This is a genomic window from Parageobacillus sp. G301 (assembly GCF_030268025.1).
GTDB classification, from domain to species: domain Bacteria; phylum Bacillota; class Bacilli; order Bacillales; family Anoxybacillaceae; genus Parageobacillus_B; species Parageobacillus_B toebii.
This window is the reverse complement of the sequence record NZ_BSDB01000002.1, coordinates 1217213-1233554: the sequence shown is the minus strand read 5'-3', so window position 1 is coordinate 1233554 and position 16342 is coordinate 1217213. Positions and strand designations below refer to the sequence as shown.

At 41.5% G+C, this 16342-nt stretch carries 19 protein-coding genes; all 19 read right to left on the bottom strand.

What is annotated here, in order from left to right:
- Nucleotides 1–3: 3 nt before the first annotated feature.
- Nucleotides 4–441: a SpoVA/SpoVAEb family sporulation membrane protein gene (locus QSJ37_RS15090; RefSeq protein ID WP_062752814.1), complete on the bottom strand. Its 438-nt coding sequence runs from the start codon at nt 439–441 to the stop codon at nt 4–6.
- Nucleotides 442–456: 15 nt separating this feature from the next.
- Nucleotides 457–885 (bottom strand): stage V sporulation protein AB, encoded by a 429-nt coding sequence (locus QSJ37_RS15085; protein WP_285755933.1) that lies wholly within the window; start codon nt 883–885, stop codon nt 457–459.
- Nucleotides 875–1498, bottom strand: coding sequence for a stage V sporulation protein AA (locus QSJ37_RS15080; RefSeq protein WP_285755931.1), 624 nt, complete (start codon nt 1496–1498; stop codon nt 875–877). The genes QSJ37_RS15085 and QSJ37_RS15080 overlap by 11 nt, the downstream gene beginning before the upstream one ends.
- 147 nt (nt 1499–1645) lie before the next feature.
- Nucleotides 1646–2398: an RNA polymerase sporulation sigma factor SigF gene (gene sigF / locus QSJ37_RS15075; protein WP_081188198.1), complete on the bottom strand. Its 753-nt coding sequence runs from the start codon at nt 2396–2398 to the stop codon at nt 1646–1648.
- Between the two features lie 13 nt (nt 2399–2411).
- Nucleotides 2412–2852, bottom strand: coding sequence for an anti-sigma F factor (spoIIAB, locus tag QSJ37_RS15070; protein WP_015864379.1), 441 nt, complete (start codon nt 2850–2852; stop codon nt 2412–2414).
- The gene (spoIIAA, locus tag QSJ37_RS15065) at nt 2852–3193 is read right to left on the bottom strand and encodes an anti-sigma F factor antagonist (RefSeq protein WP_373467274.1); all 342 of its coding nucleotides are present in this window, start codon (nt 3191–3193) and stop codon (nt 2852–2854) included. Before spoIIAA ends, spoIIAB begins: the two co-directional genes overlap by 1 nt.
- Before the next feature lie 137 nt (nt 3194–3330).
- Nucleotides 3331–4512 carry a D-alanyl-D-alanine carboxypeptidase family protein gene (locus tag QSJ37_RS15060; RefSeq protein ID WP_285755927.1) on the bottom strand — a complete coding sequence of 394 codons (1182 nt, stop codon included), beginning with the start codon at nt 4510–4512 and terminating at the stop codon, nt 3331–3333.
- Nucleotides 4513–4633: 121 nt separating this feature from the next.
- The gene (locus QSJ37_RS15055) at nt 4634–5935 is read right to left on the bottom strand and encodes a pyrimidine-nucleoside phosphorylase (RefSeq protein ID WP_285755926.1); all 1302 of its coding nucleotides are present in this window, start codon (nt 5933–5935) and stop codon (nt 4634–4636) included.
- Nucleotides 5932–6774: a purine-nucleoside phosphorylase gene (locus QSJ37_RS15050; RefSeq protein WP_285755925.1), complete on the bottom strand. Its 843-nt coding sequence runs from the start codon at nt 6772–6774 to the stop codon at nt 5932–5934. The genes QSJ37_RS15055 and QSJ37_RS15050 overlap by 4 nt, the downstream gene beginning before the upstream one ends.
- A 12-nt stretch (nt 6775–6786) precedes the next feature.
- A complete protein-coding gene (deoB, locus tag QSJ37_RS15045; RefSeq protein ID WP_285755924.1) occupies nt 6787–7968 on the bottom strand; it encodes a phosphopentomutase in 1182 nt (393 codons plus the stop codon).
- A 231-nt stretch (nt 7969–8199) separates the two neighbouring features.
- On the bottom strand, nt 8200–9096 hold the full coding sequence (xerD, locus tag QSJ37_RS15040; protein ID WP_285756159.1) for a site-specific tyrosine recombinase XerD: 897 nt from the start codon (nt 9094–9096) through the stop codon (nt 8200–8202).
- 7 nt (nt 9097–9103) lie between these two features.
- Nucleotides 9104–9316, bottom strand: coding sequence for a YqzK family protein (locus QSJ37_RS15035; RefSeq protein ID WP_285755923.1), 213 nt, complete (start codon nt 9314–9316; stop codon nt 9104–9106).
- 99 nt (nt 9317–9415) lie between these two features.
- A complete protein-coding gene (gene fur, locus QSJ37_RS15030) occupies nt 9416–9880 on the bottom strand; it encodes a ferric iron uptake transcriptional regulator (RefSeq protein ID WP_285755922.1) in 465 nt (154 codons plus the stop codon).
- 114 nt (nt 9881–9994) lie between these two features.
- Nucleotides 9995–10642, bottom strand: a complete 648-nt coding sequence (gene spoIIM / locus QSJ37_RS15025; RefSeq protein WP_062677616.1) for a stage II sporulation protein M — start codon at nt 10640–10642, stop codon at nt 9995–9997.
- Between the two features lie 111 nt (nt 10643–10753).
- Entirely contained in the window at nt 10754–11917 is a 1164-nt protein-coding gene (locus QSJ37_RS15020; RefSeq protein ID WP_285755920.1) for a TIGR00375 family protein, read from the bottom strand.
- Nucleotides 11910–12470 (bottom strand): NUDIX domain-containing protein, encoded by a 561-nt coding sequence (locus QSJ37_RS15015; protein WP_285755919.1) that lies wholly within the window; start codon nt 12468–12470, stop codon nt 11910–11912. Before QSJ37_RS15015 ends, QSJ37_RS15020 begins: the two co-directional genes overlap by 8 nt.
- Nucleotides 12471–12741: 271 nt before the next feature.
- The gene (locus QSJ37_RS15010; protein ID WP_285755918.1) at nt 12742–13242 is read right to left on the bottom strand and encodes an FHA domain-containing protein; all 501 of its coding nucleotides are present in this window, start codon (nt 13240–13242) and stop codon (nt 12742–12744) included.
- A gap of 18 nt (nt 13243–13260) precedes the next feature.
- A complete protein-coding gene (locus tag QSJ37_RS15005) occupies nt 13261–14676 on the bottom strand; it encodes a hypothetical protein (protein WP_285755916.1) in 1416 nt (471 codons plus the stop codon).
- Between the two features lie 24 nt (nt 14677–14700).
- Nucleotides 14701–16329 carry a protein kinase domain-containing protein gene (locus QSJ37_RS15000; RefSeq protein WP_285755915.1) on the bottom strand — a complete coding sequence of 543 codons (1629 nt, stop codon included), beginning with the start codon at nt 16327–16329 and terminating at the stop codon, nt 14701–14703.
- Between the last annotated feature and the right edge of the window lie 13 nt (nt 16330–16342).

Genomic DNA, 16342 nt, shown 5'->3' with positions numbered 1-16342 from the left:
TTCTTAAAACATGATGTAATATAAAATTCCAAGTAGATAAGCAACGACAATGCCATAAACAATCGCCGCACCGCCTGATTTAAACATTTGGCTGGCAATTCCCGCCGTCCATCCTTCACTTCGATGCTCGAGAGCGGCACTTGCTAACGCATTCGCGAAGCCAGTCATCGGTATAGTAGCGCCTGCACCCGCAAATTGACTAAAATCGTCATACTTTCCCGCCCCCGTGAGGACAATCGCCAAAAACATCATTGTCATCACCGCCAGCTGCTGAGCAGAAAGCAACGGCATAGACAGAAAACGGCTGTACCAATTTGCGAACAGCTCGGTCATCGCACAAAGCGCGCCGCCGACAACAAACGCTTTTAAGCTGTTAAACACATATGGGGGTTTAGGCTGGAATGCTTTCACCGCTTGGCGATAATTTTTTTTTAAATTCATATTTTTCTCTCCCCCTTATCGCAAATAATCAACAAAATAGATCCATTGAAATAACGAACCAGCTATTTTTCCAAATACGATCGCCATCAATAAAATGACAATTTTATCATCAACGCCAATGCGTTTCGCTAAAATCGGCCATACGTTAAGCACTTCCGTCAGCGCGGCGGCGAGCATTCCGATAAATACCCCATGCAGTAAGCCAATTGGAATCAGCCAATATTTTGATATATATAAAACAGAGTGGCGCAGGCTCATCCATCCCCCTGCTACCGCGCCAGTTACTGCGCTCCATTCATAAGCACGAATCCGCTTCATCGTTTTTGTTAATTGCGTTAAGCGGGGAATAACGCCAAGAACGACTAAAAACGCTACAAATCCTGTTCCAACAGCGAGCCCTCCCGCGAAGCCGACAAATATAACGGTTAAAATCTCAATCGTCATCAATTTTTCTCATACTCTCTTTGTTTTCATGTAAAATGACGTATTGATCTAACGATTGTTGATAATTAAACATCTCGACTTCAAGAGGGCTGGGCTCCTCATTAATTCGCTTGCGGAACACATGATTAAAAAACAAAATCATTCCGATCCCTAATCCGAGTGAATAAGGAATTTGCAGCAACAAAGGCTTATCGATTTTTTTTCCGGTCATCATCTCATAAAGACGTTGATGCACTTCTTGCATGCTGACATCTTCATGAAAATTCATAATGGCCATTGCGGATCCGACGAAAAGCAACAGCCATATAAGCAGAAAATAAGGAGTGGAAAAACGCCGCTTTTGATAAACGACTTCAATAATGGTTTGCGATGGTCCAACTGTTTGCACATCTAATGAACCAACCCTTTTCATCATTGCTTGCATTACTTTCATCACATCAATAATGACGATATTTTTATCACTCGGTTGAATTTTATATAGCGGAATTATTTTTAATTGCTCCGCTACATCGCGATCATTTGCGATGATTTGCGCAACATCGCCAATCGTAACAACATCTCCCGGCTTCACTTGAACACGATGCCGGAGCTTAATAAAGACGGTTTTTTCCATCTGCCTCACACCTTAACCTTGTAGTTTTTTCATATGTGTAAAAAGGCGAAGCATATTGCTTTTCTTTAGTATGTTGGAGCAAAAAAGGAATCATACGATGATACAATGTTTACCAGCAATTTCATAAAAATAAAAAAGAATGGATGTCTACCCATCCATTCTCTCCTTTATTTGCTGTAAAATCTTTTTTTCAAGCCGGGACACTTGCACTTGAGAGATGCCTAATCTAGATGCCACTTCTGATTGTGTTTGATCTTTATAATAGCGTAAATATACAATGAGCCGTTCTCGTTCGTCTAGTTCTTCGATCGCTTTTTTTAACGCGATTTTATCAAACCATGATACTTCATCCGAATCAGCGATTTGATCAAGAAGTGTGATCGGATCGCCATCGTTTTCGTACACCGTTTCGTGAATGGAAGCAGGTGAACGGATCGCCTCTTGGGCAAGCACTACATCCTCCGGAGAAATCTCCAAATAATCAGCAATTTCCGTAACTGTTGGTGCTCGTCCCTGTTTTTTCGAGAGCTCATCTTTCGCTTTTCGGATTTTATTGCCCATTTCTTTTAAAGAACGGCTCACTTTTACCGTTCCATCATCGCGAATAAACCGCTGGATTTCGCCGATAATCATCGGTACGGCATATGTGGAAAATTTAACATCATACGATAAATCAAACTTATCGACGGACTTTAACAAGCCGATACAGCCAATTTGAAATAAATCGTCCGGCTCGTAGCCGCGGTTTAAAAAGCGCTGGACGACCGACCAAACGAGGCGCATGTTTTTTTCAATAATTTCATCGCGCGCCTCTTGGTCGCCTTCTTGACTGCGGCGAATAAGCTCCTTCATCTCGTGATCTTTTATTGGCGTCTGATCTTGCTTGACATCGACATCCATAGGCATGTCTCCCTTAGTTACATAAGGCTTTGCTCTTCGTTATATATTTCTTTAAATAAACGGTTGTGCCTTTATTCACTTCCGACTGAACGACGACTTCATCCATAAAGTTTTCCATAATGGTAAATCCCATTCCAGATCGCTCTAATTCTGGCTTTGTTGTAAACAATGGCTGGCGCGCCTCTTCAATATTGGCAATGCCAACCCCTTCATCTTTAATGGTTAAATGTACGACTCCGTCTTCAATCACAACGGAAATGTATACGATTCCGTTTGGATCGTTATTATATCCGTGAATAATCGCGTTGGTCACCGCTTCAGAGACAACGGTTTTGATTTCCGTTAGTTCATCCATTGTCGGATCAAGCTGTGCCACAAACGCAGCAACCGTAACGCGGGCAAACGATTCATTTTGGCTAAGCGCGGAGAATTGGAGGTGCATTTCGTTTCGCATTATGCCACCCCCAATGTCTCTAATGCGAATTGTTCATTGTTTTCTAAACGAATAATTTTAAACAGCCCAGACATTTCAAACAGGCGTTTTACCGTTGGAGAAATGGAGCATACAATCATTTCTCCGCCAAGGTTTTTAATTTGTTTATAGCGTCCTAAAATCACTCCAAGTCCGGAGCTATCCATAAACGTCAAATGTTCTAAATTAAACACAATATGGCGAATCGACTCTCTTTCCATCGTATCCGTTACTTTTTCCCGAAGTTCTTCGGCTGTATGATGGTCAAGCTCTCCTGAAAGTCGAATGATTAATACGTCTTGTTTTACTTCAAAGTCCATCATCAGACTCACAGCGTTTTCCCCCTTGTTCATTTCGGATAGGGAGAAGTTTCGCTACATTCCGATAAAAATCCTGCTTGATGACAAAACTAGTGTCGATTCGCTAAATGTAGAAAACCTACTACAAAAGCTGACAATGTTTATGCGGATTTCGTAAAATTTTGCAACGTCCGTTTAAATAAATCCCACCAGCTTGCTTCTGCTACATTTTCTTTCGCAACAATTGGACTCCGCAGCAACTCTTTTCCATTTTGTTTCAAAATCAGTACACCAAGCTCGTCTCCTTTTTTAATTGGCGCTTTTACGTTTTCTTTTGTTTGGATCACTTTTTCTATTTGATCAATGGATTGTCCTTTTTTCGTTAATACAGAGATTGGCTCTGATGTAACAAGAGCAATCGCTTTTTTCTTTCCTTTACTTACATTGACACGAGCAATGATTTCGTTCCGTTTATAAACTGGATGTGTTTTATATTGACTAAACGCATAATCGAGCATTTTCGTAATTTGCGCATTGCGATCCTTTGGCGTCGATGCTCCAAATACGACAGCAATGACGCGCATGCCGTTCTTTTTCGCCGTCGCGGTTAAGCAGTATTTCGCTTCGCTTGTGAATCCGGTTTTTAACCCATCCACTCCTGGATAAAATTTCACGAGCCGATTCGTATTAACAAGCCAAAACTTTTTATCCGTGTTTTCTCGCAAATAATCTTCATACATTCCGGTGTACTTCGTAATATCCTCATATTTTAGCAGTTCGCGTGCCATCATTGCCATGTCATACGCGCTGCTGTAATGCCCTTCGGCAGGCAACCCTGTCGCGTTTCGAAACGAAGTGTTTTTCAAACCAAGTTCTTTCGCTTTCTTGTTCATCATCTCGACAAAAGCTTCTTCAGATCCCGCGATTCGTTCGGCCATGGCGACTGATGCATCATTGCCTGAACCGATTGCAATTCCACGCAATAGTTCATCCACCGTCATTTCTTCCCCAGGCTCTAAAAAGATTTGCGATCCACCCATGGATGCGGCATATTCGCTCGCCCGCACTTTTTCCTTATAAGAAAGCTCTCCCTTATCAATCGCTTCCATAATGAGAAGCATGGTCATAATTTTTGTCATACTAGCCGGCGGCAGTTTTTTATGGGCGTTTTTTTCATACAAGACAGTTCCGGTATCCCGTTCAATCAAAATAGCCGATTTTGCATCATTGGCAAGCTGAACCCCTCGTGTGTTTGTCTTCTTTTCTTCCGCATGGACGTTAGCGGAAATTGGCAATATGAAAATAGATGCAAAAAGAAGTAAGCGAATAAATAGCTTCTTCATCTCCCAAACCTCCATTCTTTATACATGCCATTTTTTCCAAATAAGATATTTTTATACAACAGAAGCAATGAATTTCAGCAGATTTTGTCCAAAAAAAATGGAGGCTGTGATCAGCCTCCTTTTATGAAATCGTTTCATATATGAGCGTTGGTTTGGCAACAGGAATTTGGGAGATTCGGATGCTTTTAGCAAGTTTTTGTTTTACTTCCTCGATATTTTCCGTATTGCTGTAAATCGTAACAAGCGATTCCCCTTTTTTCACTGGATCGCCGACTTTTTTACGCAAGACAAGTCCCACAGAAAGGTCGATCGCCGATTCTTTCGTCGCCCTTCCCGCTCCAAGCAGCATCGCGGCTGTTCCGACTTCGTCAGCAATAATCTCCGCGACATATCCATCTTCCGGAGCTTCTAACTCCCATTGATATTTTGCTTGCGGCAGTTTGGATGGGTCATCGACAACCGATGCATCGCCGCCTTGCGCTTTTAGAAACACTTTGAACGTTTCTAGCGCTTTTCCTTCTTGAATCGATGCTTCTAATAACGCACGCGCTTCCTCTAATGAAGATGCTTTTTCCGCTAAATATACCATATAGCTTCCAAGCGTCAAACATAGCTCTTGTAAATCTTCCGGCCCTTTTCCTTTGAGTGTATCAATCGCTTCTTTTACTTCGAGTGCGTTGCCAACCGCGTATCCAAGCGGTTGGCTCATATCGGAAATAACCGCCATCGTTTTCCGGCCAACGCGCTTGCCGATTTCGACCATCGCTTTTGCGAGTTGTTTTGCCCCTTCCAAATCTTTCATAAATGCACCAGCGCCTGTTTTGACATCTAAAACAATCGCATCCGCACCAGCGGCGATTTTTTTGCTCATAATCGACGAAGCGATGAGCGGAATGCTGTTTACCGTTGCTGTGACGTCGCGGAGCGCATACAGCTTTTTATCAGCCGGCGTTAAATTTCCTGTCTGGCCGATAATCGCGATTTTGTTTTTATTAACAAGCTCAATAAATTGATCATTATCGATTTCCACATGAAAACCAGGAACCGATTCTAATTTATCAATCGTTCCTCCTGTATGACCGAGTCCGCGGCCCGACATTTTCGCGACCGGCACACCGACAGACGCAACGAGCGGGCCTAACACTAGCGTTGTCGTATCGCCGACGCCGCCGGTTGAGTGTTTATCGACTTTAATTCCTTCGATTTTCGATAAATCGATGACATCTCCCGAATGAACCATCGCCATCGTCAGCGCTGCCGTTTCTTCTTCGGTCATGCCGCGGAAAAACACCGCCATCGCAAATGCGCTCATTTGATAATCCGGAATATCCCCGTTTGTATAGCCGCGAATAATAAACTCAATTTCCTCTTTTGTAAGAGCGTGGCCATCCCGCTTTTTCGCAATTAAATCCACCATTCTCATATAATATCACCTTTTTCGTTTTTTGCCATTTCGGCGACAATCGCTTTGACTAACCGCAAAAAGTTTGCTTTTACTTTTTCCGTCGTTTCTATGACCTCATCATGCGTAAGCGGCTGATCTAAAATCCCTGCCGCCATATTGGAGATGCAAGAAATACCCAATACTTCCATTTGCGCATGGCGCGCGACAATCACTTCCGGTACGGTCGACATGCCGACCGCGTCACCACCAATCGCGCGAATCATGCGGATTTCTGCTGGCGTTTCGTAAGAAGGACCGGTATTCGCTACATAAACTCCCTCTTGAATCGGAATGTGGAGATTCGCCGCTACCTCTTTTGCAATGCTGCGCAGTCGCTTGCTATAAGCTTCCGTCATATCCGGAAAACGCACACCAAGCTCAGGGTCATTCGGGCCGATTAATGGGTTAGTGCCCATGTTATTGATATGGTCCGTAATAATCATTAAATCCCCCGGCTGAAAACGTTCATTCACCCCTCCTGCCGCGTTTGTTACAATTAGCTCTTTGACGCCGAGCGCTTTCATCACTCGGATGGGGAATGTCACTTGATCCATGCTGTACCCTTCATAGTAGTGAAAACGTCCTTGCATGGCGACAACGGTCGCACCTTCCAGCTGACCGTAAACAAGCCGGCCGGCATGCCCTTCCACAGTGGACACAGGAAACTCTGGAATTTGCTCGTACGGAATTTTTACCGCTTGTTCGATTTCATCTGCGAGCACGCCAAGACCCGATCCAAGAATTAAACCAATGCGGGGCGGTGTCGGAAATTTTTCTTGCAAATAACGAGCTGCTTTTTCAATCGCCTGTTTATTCATGATTCCATCCTCCTATTTCAAATCTGCTAAAAAGCTTGTTCCGTGTTGCGGCATGTTCACTTGAAAGTTTTCTGCAATGGTTGCGCCAACATCGGCAAATGTTTTACGAAGCGGCAGCTCTTTTCCGCCGTCCATGCTTGGACTATAGACAAGAAGCGGCACATATTCACGCGTATGATCCGTACCGTGATGGACCGGATCATTTCCATGGTCCGCTGTAATAATGAGCAAGTCATTATCTTTCAAAAGCGGAAACACGTCGGACAGACGAGCGTCAAACTCTTCGAGCGCATCCCCGTATCCTTTTGGATCGCGGCGGTGGCCGTACATTGCATCAAAGTCAACGAGATTTACAAAGCTTAATCCCGTAAAGTCCATTTTCAGCGTGTCTACCAATTTATCCATTCCATCCATATTGGATTTTGTCCGCAACGATTGTGTAACTCCTTCATTATCATAAATATCGGAAATTTTTCCGATTGCGATCACTTCATATCCCGCGTCTTTTAATTCGTTCATTACTGTACGGCCGAACGGTTTTAACGCATAATCATGCCGGTTCGCTGTGCGCTGGAAATTGCCAGGCGTGCCGATGAACGGACGAGCGATCACGCGGCCGACCATATATTTTTCATCAAGCGTTAATTCACGAGCAATTTTGCAAATGTGATATAGTTCTTCAAGCGGAACCACTTCTTCGTGTGCAGCAATTTGCAATACAGAATCCGCCGAAGTATAAACGATGATTGCTCCTGTTTCCATATGCTCTTTGCCAAGCTCTTCAATAATCGCCGTACCGCTTGCCGGTTTGTTTCCGATGACTTTTCGGCCCGTTCGTTTTTCCAATTCGTCAATCAATTCTTTTGGGAATCCGTTTGGGAACACTTGGAACGGTTTGTCAATACGAAGCCCCATAATTTCCCAGTGACCCGTCATCGTATCTTTTCCGGCGGATGCTTCTTGCATTTTTGTATAATAGGCTAGCGGTTTTTCCGCTTTTGGAATGCCTTTAATTTCGCGAATGTTGCTTAAGCCGAGCTTCGCCATGTTTGGCATATGCAATCCGCCTCGATGCTCAGCAATATGCCCGAGCGTATCCGCACCTTTATCATTATACTTTTCGGCATCTGGGGCTTCTCCAATGCCGACAGAGTCCATGACAATTAAAAATACCCGTTTGTATGTATAACCCATTATTATGCCTCCTGTCTTCATCAAATGATCTATCTTTTGTATCATTCCCAAAACACTTATTCACACATCAACATTATATTGGTCAGAAGTCTGACAACCATATTATAAAACGTTTTCATAATTATGCGCAATAAAAAACAGAAAAGAGCACAATGAAAAACAGAGATGCGGAGTGCCAAAACAAAACACCCGCTCGCCACAAGCGGGTGTTTCTTGCAAGCAACAAAAACGCTATGCGCGCGGATGGTACTGCTTATACACATCCTTTAAACGCGTTTTCGTAACGTGCGTATAAATTTGCGTTGTTGAAATATCGGCGTGGCCTAATAATTCCTGCACGGCGCGCAAATCAGCGCCGTTCTCAAGAAGATGGGTGGCGAATGAATGCCGCAACGTATGCGGTGTCAGCTCTTTTTCGATATTTGCTTCTTTCGCGAGCTTCTTCAAAATTTTCCAAAAACCTTGCCTTGTCAAACGTTCGCCATGATGGTTTAAAAATAATGCATCGGTTGTCCTTTTTTTCGGGTTGATTAGCTTTGGACGCGCAGTTTCAAGATATACTTTTAATGCGTTTAGCGCCATGCTGCCGACCGGCACGATGCGCTCCTTCTTCCCTTTCCCGTAACAGCGGACAAAGCCCATCGTCAAATGCACATCGGAAAGGTTTAAGTTCACAAGCTCACTGACACGCATTCCGGTTGCGTACAATAATTCTAGCATCGCTTTATCGCGAACGCCAATTGGTGTATTCGTTTTCGGCGCTTCTAAGAGCGCCTCGACTTCTTCGAGAGACAGCACTTTCGGCAACGTCCGCTCCATTTGCGGCGATTCGATATGCACCGACGGGTCTTGTTCCGCTACTTTTTCACGAAGAAGAAATTGATGAAACGAACGGATCGATGCAATATGGCGTGCAATCGTCTTTGGAGAGTTTCCCTTTTCCTTTAAAAACTTCAAAAATTGCATAATATGAAGGCGCGACACGTCGTTCCACGATTGAATTTGCTCAACGTGGCGCAAATAGTGCGCATACTTTTTTAAATCTCTTTCATAAGAAATAATCGTATTTTTTGCCAAATTTCGTTCTACCGTCAAATAATGAAGAAAATCTTTCAATTCATATTCCAACATTTCTCTACTCCCCATTGCGATAGAAAAATAATAGTCGATCCATCCATTCCAATGTCGAGCTTTCGACGGTTGAAACTTTCACCGCTGATCCTTGTGGTTCATCATAACGGTGGTAATTATCGTATTCTCGATTGAACCATATAAGACTATAATAAAATAAAATCGTACACCCCGTAAATAAAAGAAATACTTTTATCATCTGCCATATCGTTTTCATGGCCGTTCCTCCTCATTTCCAATCATGCTTACTATGAGGATATGCCATGTTTTTTTTCTTTTATACCATAAAAAAACCTTTCCCATCGGAAAAGGTTTTTTACTTTTTATTTTGTTCTTCCTCATGTTTTTGTTGGCAACGATAACAAATGCCATGAAACGTTAAGCGGTGATCTTTAATTTTAAACTTCCAATCTCGTTCCACAATTTCTTCTACTTCCTCTAATAAATCTTCTTCAATTTCCGCTACTGACCCACATTCAATACAAACTAAATGATGATGAAAGTGAGCTGCTCCTTCTTTGCGCAGATCGTAGCGAGATACACCATCCCCAAAATTGATTTTATCGACAATTTTTAGTTCGGTTAACAGTTCGAGTGTACGATATACCGTAGCTAATCCGATTTCTGGAGATTTTTCTTTAACGAGGAGGTAGACGTCTTCTGCGCTTAAATGATCTTCTTCATGTTCTAACAAAACACGGACTGTCGCTTCCCGCTGCGGTGTTAATTTATAACCGGCGGTATGCAATTGCTTCTTAATTCGGTCGATTCGATCTTCCATCTTTTATTCCCTCCCACGTCATTCAACTACCATTATAACAAAAGAAAGAGGGAAGTATCAAAATAAAATTATTATTATAAAAGAACAAAAATGATTATTATATAATAGAAATAATTATTTATGTCCAACCATCTCGATTACTTGTTTCATAAATAGCGGAGATACGTACGCCTCTAGGGATGAAGAAACGAGCAAACTCACGCTGATCAACATCATCGCCATCGTATAGCGCATAATCATCGGAAAAATTGGTTCATGCCCCCGTTTCATAAATTGATTGCGCACCATTTGCAATGAAAATGAAACAGAAATCACTCCCATGATCACAAAGGCCGGAATGATAATTAAATTTTGTGGCATTACAGACACAAAAGATAATAAAAACCCTTGCCATCCCATTTGGTTCACCAAAAATCCGACAGTAAATCCGACAACAATTCCTTTTAAAAACAGCAAAATCAAAATAATAGGCAATCCTATAATCGAAATGCCCAGCACCCACATTAAAGCGACATATTTTAAATTATGGAAATAACTTTGTTGAAACATATCGTGGGCGCTTGCAATATTTCCTTTTGATACTTGTCCAAAAAATTGCGTTAAATAGTAGTATAAATCTTGTTTCTGGCTAAAGTTTAAACTGTTTACAACAATCGCTCCAAAAATCACTCCCATTAAAAATAGCACAATCACAAATAAATACACAGGCGCATGCTCGCGCATATGTACAGCGATCATTGATTTTACCGGATGTCTTCTCATTTTTTTCTTCCCCCTATCACCCTCTTAGTAGATTGTATGAAACATTCTTCGATGTATGACTTATTTGCAAGAAAAGAAAGAGAAGACAACTCCGTATACAAAAAATCGCTTCTATTCCGAAGCGATTTTTCCGTATTTTCCGCCGCCCCCGGCCTGAATTGAAAGCTCTCCTCTGCGCGCGAGCATGATGAGTTTGGCTAGTTTTTCTCCCACACACCGTTTTAGTTCTTCTTCTGTCGCTTGATGTAGCACGTACATTTCCGTACCGAAACGGGCGAGTAATTTTTCATATGTTTTCGCCCCAAGTCCTGGGATGAACTCAAGCGGCACTTGATAAATATACGGTGGGCGTTCCGGCGGCGCTCCGCCTGTTTTTAGCTCCTTAAGACGGTCAAACACTCCTTTAATTTGCCGGTGATGGCCGCATGATGGACATCGTTTTTCGCGAGGGCTCATCGGCTTGAAACATCGTTCACATGTCGTTTGATGATACTTTCCTAGTTTCGGATTTAACCCATAGTTGGCGATAATCGCTCTTTCCTCCTGATTTCGCAACGCTTTTTTCAATTCGGCAAACGTCGGAGCGTTCATGCGAATCACTTGGTATTCACGCGCCAATTTTCGCAGCGAATGGGCATCGGAATTAGAAATGTATGGATAGCGATGAAGTTCGGCGATTTGGTCGGCCATCTCGGTATCAGCGCTTAACCCCAGTTCTATCGCATCAATGGCATCAGGGTCGAACACTTCAGTTAAGCTTTTTTTCACTCCTTTGCCATACAAACTTTTAAACGGAGTAAACGCATGCGCTGGAACAAACAAACCGCCTAATTGTTTTACAAACGCCTGTAATTCACGGCCCGTTCCGTACATGCGCTGCGAACTGAGGGAAATGTTTTTCACCCGCTCTTTTAGCCATGCAGAAAACGTACGCATTGCCGCAATCGTCGGTAAAAAGACAAGCACGTGAATAGGGCCTTGACAATGTTCATCATATACTTCGATTTCGCTTCCTAATAAAAGCGTCACCTCACCGGCGATGACACCACCGTCCTTGTGCTCGTACCAGCCTTTTGCGTTCATTCCTTGTTCCAATTCATTGAGCACTTCCGGAACATGGCAGTCAATAATGCCAACCATATTTAATCCTTTTACATGTGCTGCGTCGTGCAAAATGTTTGTGAGCGTTAATGTTTTTGCACCTGTAATTTTTACTGGCCTTCCGGAAGCGGTGCGGCCAATATGGATATGTAAATCAACATAATAGTTATGCATTTTCTTCTCCTAGGACACGACGCAATTGCAAATATTGCAGCGCATATGCTGTTTTGGCATCATAAATCTCGCGTTTTTCAAGCATTTCCATCGCCTCCTCCAACGTCACTTCTAAAATATCGACGAATTCATCTTCATCGAGCGATGCGGCATCTTCCAATTTCTCCAGCCCTTCCGCCATATATAAGTGAATCAGCTCATCGGCAAATCCCGGCGACGTATAAAATGACACGATATGGCGCATCGACTGGGCGCGGTAGCCTGTTTCCTCTTCTAGTTCACGCTGTGCCGTGGCAAGCGGCTCCTCCCCTTTTTCTAACTTGCCCGCTGGAATTTCTATTAATACTCGTTCCAATGCTTTTCGGTATTGTCGAACGAGCACTAGTTTTCCTTCTTTTGTAATTGGGATAATAGCCACCGCACCTGGATGTTTAATAACTTCCCGTTTGCTCGTTTTCCCATTTGGCAGCTGTACGTCTTCCACATACAATTGAACTACTTTGCCGCTAAATATTTTTTCTTTGCGAATCGTTTTTTCCACTAAATGGTCCATGTTCTTCTCTCCAGTCCAAATAATATTTTCCGATTTATTGTACTACATCATTGTGAAAGTTTTACATAAAGAATAATCATGAAAGCCCATAACTTTAGTCATTTGGATGAAGCAGTCAATCCCGCATTCGCTCCTCGACCGATAAGATAATAAGGAAAGGGATTTGTCATCAATATATTGTAAATCAAATTTCCCAGCACTAATAAAAATGCTATATTCCTTATTATTACCATTGTTGCTGTTGATTACAGGCCAATGGCCTCCACAAATCCTACATTTCTACTAAATATTCCATATTTGCAAACACAATACGGTCTTTGTCTTTAAGTGGATAGGCTTCTCCGCTAATAATTCGTATACCGTTTATTTTTGTTCCGTTTGTACTATGCAAATCAATTAAGACATATCCGTCAGCCCGCAATTCTATTTTCGCATGTTCTTTGCTTACGAATTGATTGTTTTGAAAATGTTCGGGATGAATCGTGCCTAGCCGGCCAATAATTCCTCCTTCAACCGGAATTGGTATTTCATAGCCGCTCGCTGTATGCACAAGGCGAATGCCTGTCATTCGCACCGTTTTCATCTGTTCATTCGGTAGTCGCTCTTGTACTTCTGATTCATGTTCTACAGTACGGTCACTCAGGACAGTTTTATCTTGAAGGATGGATGGCGGAATATGCGAAATATCCTCCCCACAATCATCGTTCTCACAAAATAGCGAGCTTAGCGAATTATGATAACCGCAAACATCGCAAATTCGTACCTCTTTCATTCTCCCTCACCTTCTTCATTAATGAGATTTTTTCTGCATAGGCGGCTCTGTTTTATTGATTTCTAAATGATGATTGTTCACTTTGCGCAATGGCTTCACCACATTTTTCTGGCTAATATCAATGTTTCTAACATATCGTTCATCCGCTGGACTTAAGTTTTCATTACAAAGGTGAATCCCTTTTTGTTTTAAACCTTCTTTAATTTCTTCATATTTTGTACAAAAGGCTTCCATTGCTTCTTTCACTTTTAGCTTTTCTAATGAACTTAATTCTTTTGGCCCATTGCTCACTCCACTTACTTCAAAAAGGATGCTTCCATTATCGGAAATAAAGACATTTACCGCTTGCTCAAAGCCGAGTTCATATATATGATGATGAACGTTTTGCTTTTTTCTTGCCATGTAATCGGTCGCTAAAATCTCATAACCTAGCGATTGCATCACTTCATGAACACTATTGACAATATAGTTGATTTCTTGTTGTTCGGCATGTTTTTGATCCAGTCTTGCAATTTCCGCTTTTAGACGTTCCTTTACCTCTGGAAGCATCATGTCTTCTAGATGGAAAAACTCTTCGTTTTCGGGAATATTTAGTAATTGGCATAACGTTTGATAATGTACAAGCAACTTTCCATACTCTTCTTTTTCTTTCCGCAAACGCTCATAGATCTCATCATATTTTTTCTTATTAGCGAAAAAAGTGTTAAGACGTAATTTGATTTGCGCTTCCTTATATTCATCGTCATAAGTTGGATGAGCCGCAATAGCGCGGATGGAATCATAAAGGTTTTGAATCTCCCCGACAAACGGAAACGATGGATGTTGTATATATGGTTCAAGTTCTTGAAGTGCTTCTTGCAAAATATGGTTTATATTTCGCTTCTCTTTTTGTTTTTCTTTAAACATTTTCGGTATCGTATAATTTTTTTGTTGTGTTCGCGAAAGTATTGCGGCATTATCTAAAAATTGTTGACGTTGTTTATACTCCTCTTGCATTTGCACATCTTGATGCAATTTTTCCATTAACGGTGTTATTGCGACATCAATTTCTTTTCTCATTGTATCTATAAACGGTTGTAATTGTTGTAAATAATGTTCCATGTTCGAAATGTTTTGCTTGTCATAATCCAGCGGAAATTGTTCGATGTTTGTTAACAGACGCTTTGTTTCCTCTTGTATTTGATAATAAGAAAAAGATTCTTTAATCTGATGAATTTGAACCATTTGATCCCCTTCATCTGCTATATAAGTAATATTTCCCCTTAAACGCTTTAATTCTTCTTGAAGTTTTTGAATTTGGTTATTTAGCTCATTTCGCTTTCTTTCTTCTTCGAGCCGCCTACGTTCCTCTTCTAATTGCCGTTGCCGTTCCATTTCTAATAGCCGCTGTCTTTCTCTTTCTAGCTGTAAATGACTATATTTCGGACCGCTCATTTCCTATATTCCTTCCCCCTCAAGCTATATAATCGTACGCCAATGTTTTAAATGATTTTCATATCCAAGTTGTGTTAACCAGGCAAAAAAGTATTGATTGTTTAATAATTCCGTCGCAAGTTGCTCAATATCTTTTCCCTGTTGAATCCAATCATCGAGCAACGCATCAACAGTTGTGTATACATTTCCATTAAATTGAAACTCTTGTGTATTCAATAATAGAAAGCCTAAACGATAGTACGCAAACGGTAAATTCTCTTTTGCTTGTTCTGTTATTTGTTCTATTTCCTTAAAAAAGCCATCATCTTCCTTGTCCATGTCAATGCTTTTTAAATACGTTCGCAATATGTCTTCGCTTAATAATTCTGCCAGCGTTTCATTCATTTCTGGCAATGTTTTTTGGATTGCTTCACCTAATTCATGCAAACTATGAAAAACCTCGCCTTTCCAACAAAGCGGCGGACTTGGATGAAGCTTTGTAATGAATTGATGTAGCCCGATATCTTCTTTACGGATTTCTTCACATTCCATTACTATTAAAGCATATTCTTCTCCAAATTGTTTGACAAAATCTTTTGTCAATCCGCGATATAAATGCTTCTTGCCCTCCTCCCAATTGGAGGCGAAAGCTAACGTCAGCTCTTCTAATGTCTGGATGTCTTTTCCAGCAAATCGATACGGACGAATGTTGCGAGTAATTTTGTCTTCACCAACATAAACATCTTCACCGTTCAGCCATTTTTTTACTTCTTCGTATCCCCAACGGATATTTCGGTCTTTACGTGTTAAACCTTTGATTAATTTCGCCAAACGTTCCGGGATATGAGCGGGTATATGAAGTGGATCCGATATCGTCACTTTCATAATTTGCTCTGGAGTAAGCCCTTTAAACGGATACTCCCCCAACGCTAACTCAAGCAATGTAATCCCAAACGAGTAGTAATCATTTTCTTTACAAATCAGTTGATTGTATACTTCGGGAGCGGCATATCCATCCGTACGGTTAGCGTTTCGAGTGAAAACAACACTGCCCTTTCCTAAAGTTGAGCTAATGCCAAAATCACCAAGAACTAAATAGGAAGAATCATTGCTAAAAAAGATGTTATTCGGTTTAATATCGCGATGAACAATGCCGGCTTGATGAATGGCATGTAATCCTTCATTAACAGAAGGGACGACTACATTGAAAATAAAATCCCATGTATAGGAAGAATGTTTCGTCAAATCGCCATTCTTGTAATAAGGAAGTATTTCGAAATACCGCTTTGATTTTTCGTCGATTCCGTCTTCTAGAACGGAAATGACATATTTAGACTGTATTGAACGAATTCGTTCTTTTACTTCATCCTTCGGTTGAAAATTTTTATGATACACTTTTGCAACGAACATGTCCCCTTCATATTCGCAAAGAAAAAGAGTTGCTTCCCCAGTATTATAGGTTAGGCTGTCAACAATTTTATACTTTCCGTTAAGCATGTCACCAATTTGAATGTAGCCATTACCATTTGCAAAGCTATCCGTATTTTCCATGACCGCCGTTTTCGCATGTTGTTCACCCATTTTTACTGTTGCTAACTCGTTTGGCATGCGAACTGTTTTATCTTGGTTGTCTGTTACCATCCGAAGCGTCCGTTTCAGGTTTTCCTTCATCATGAACCCTTCCTTT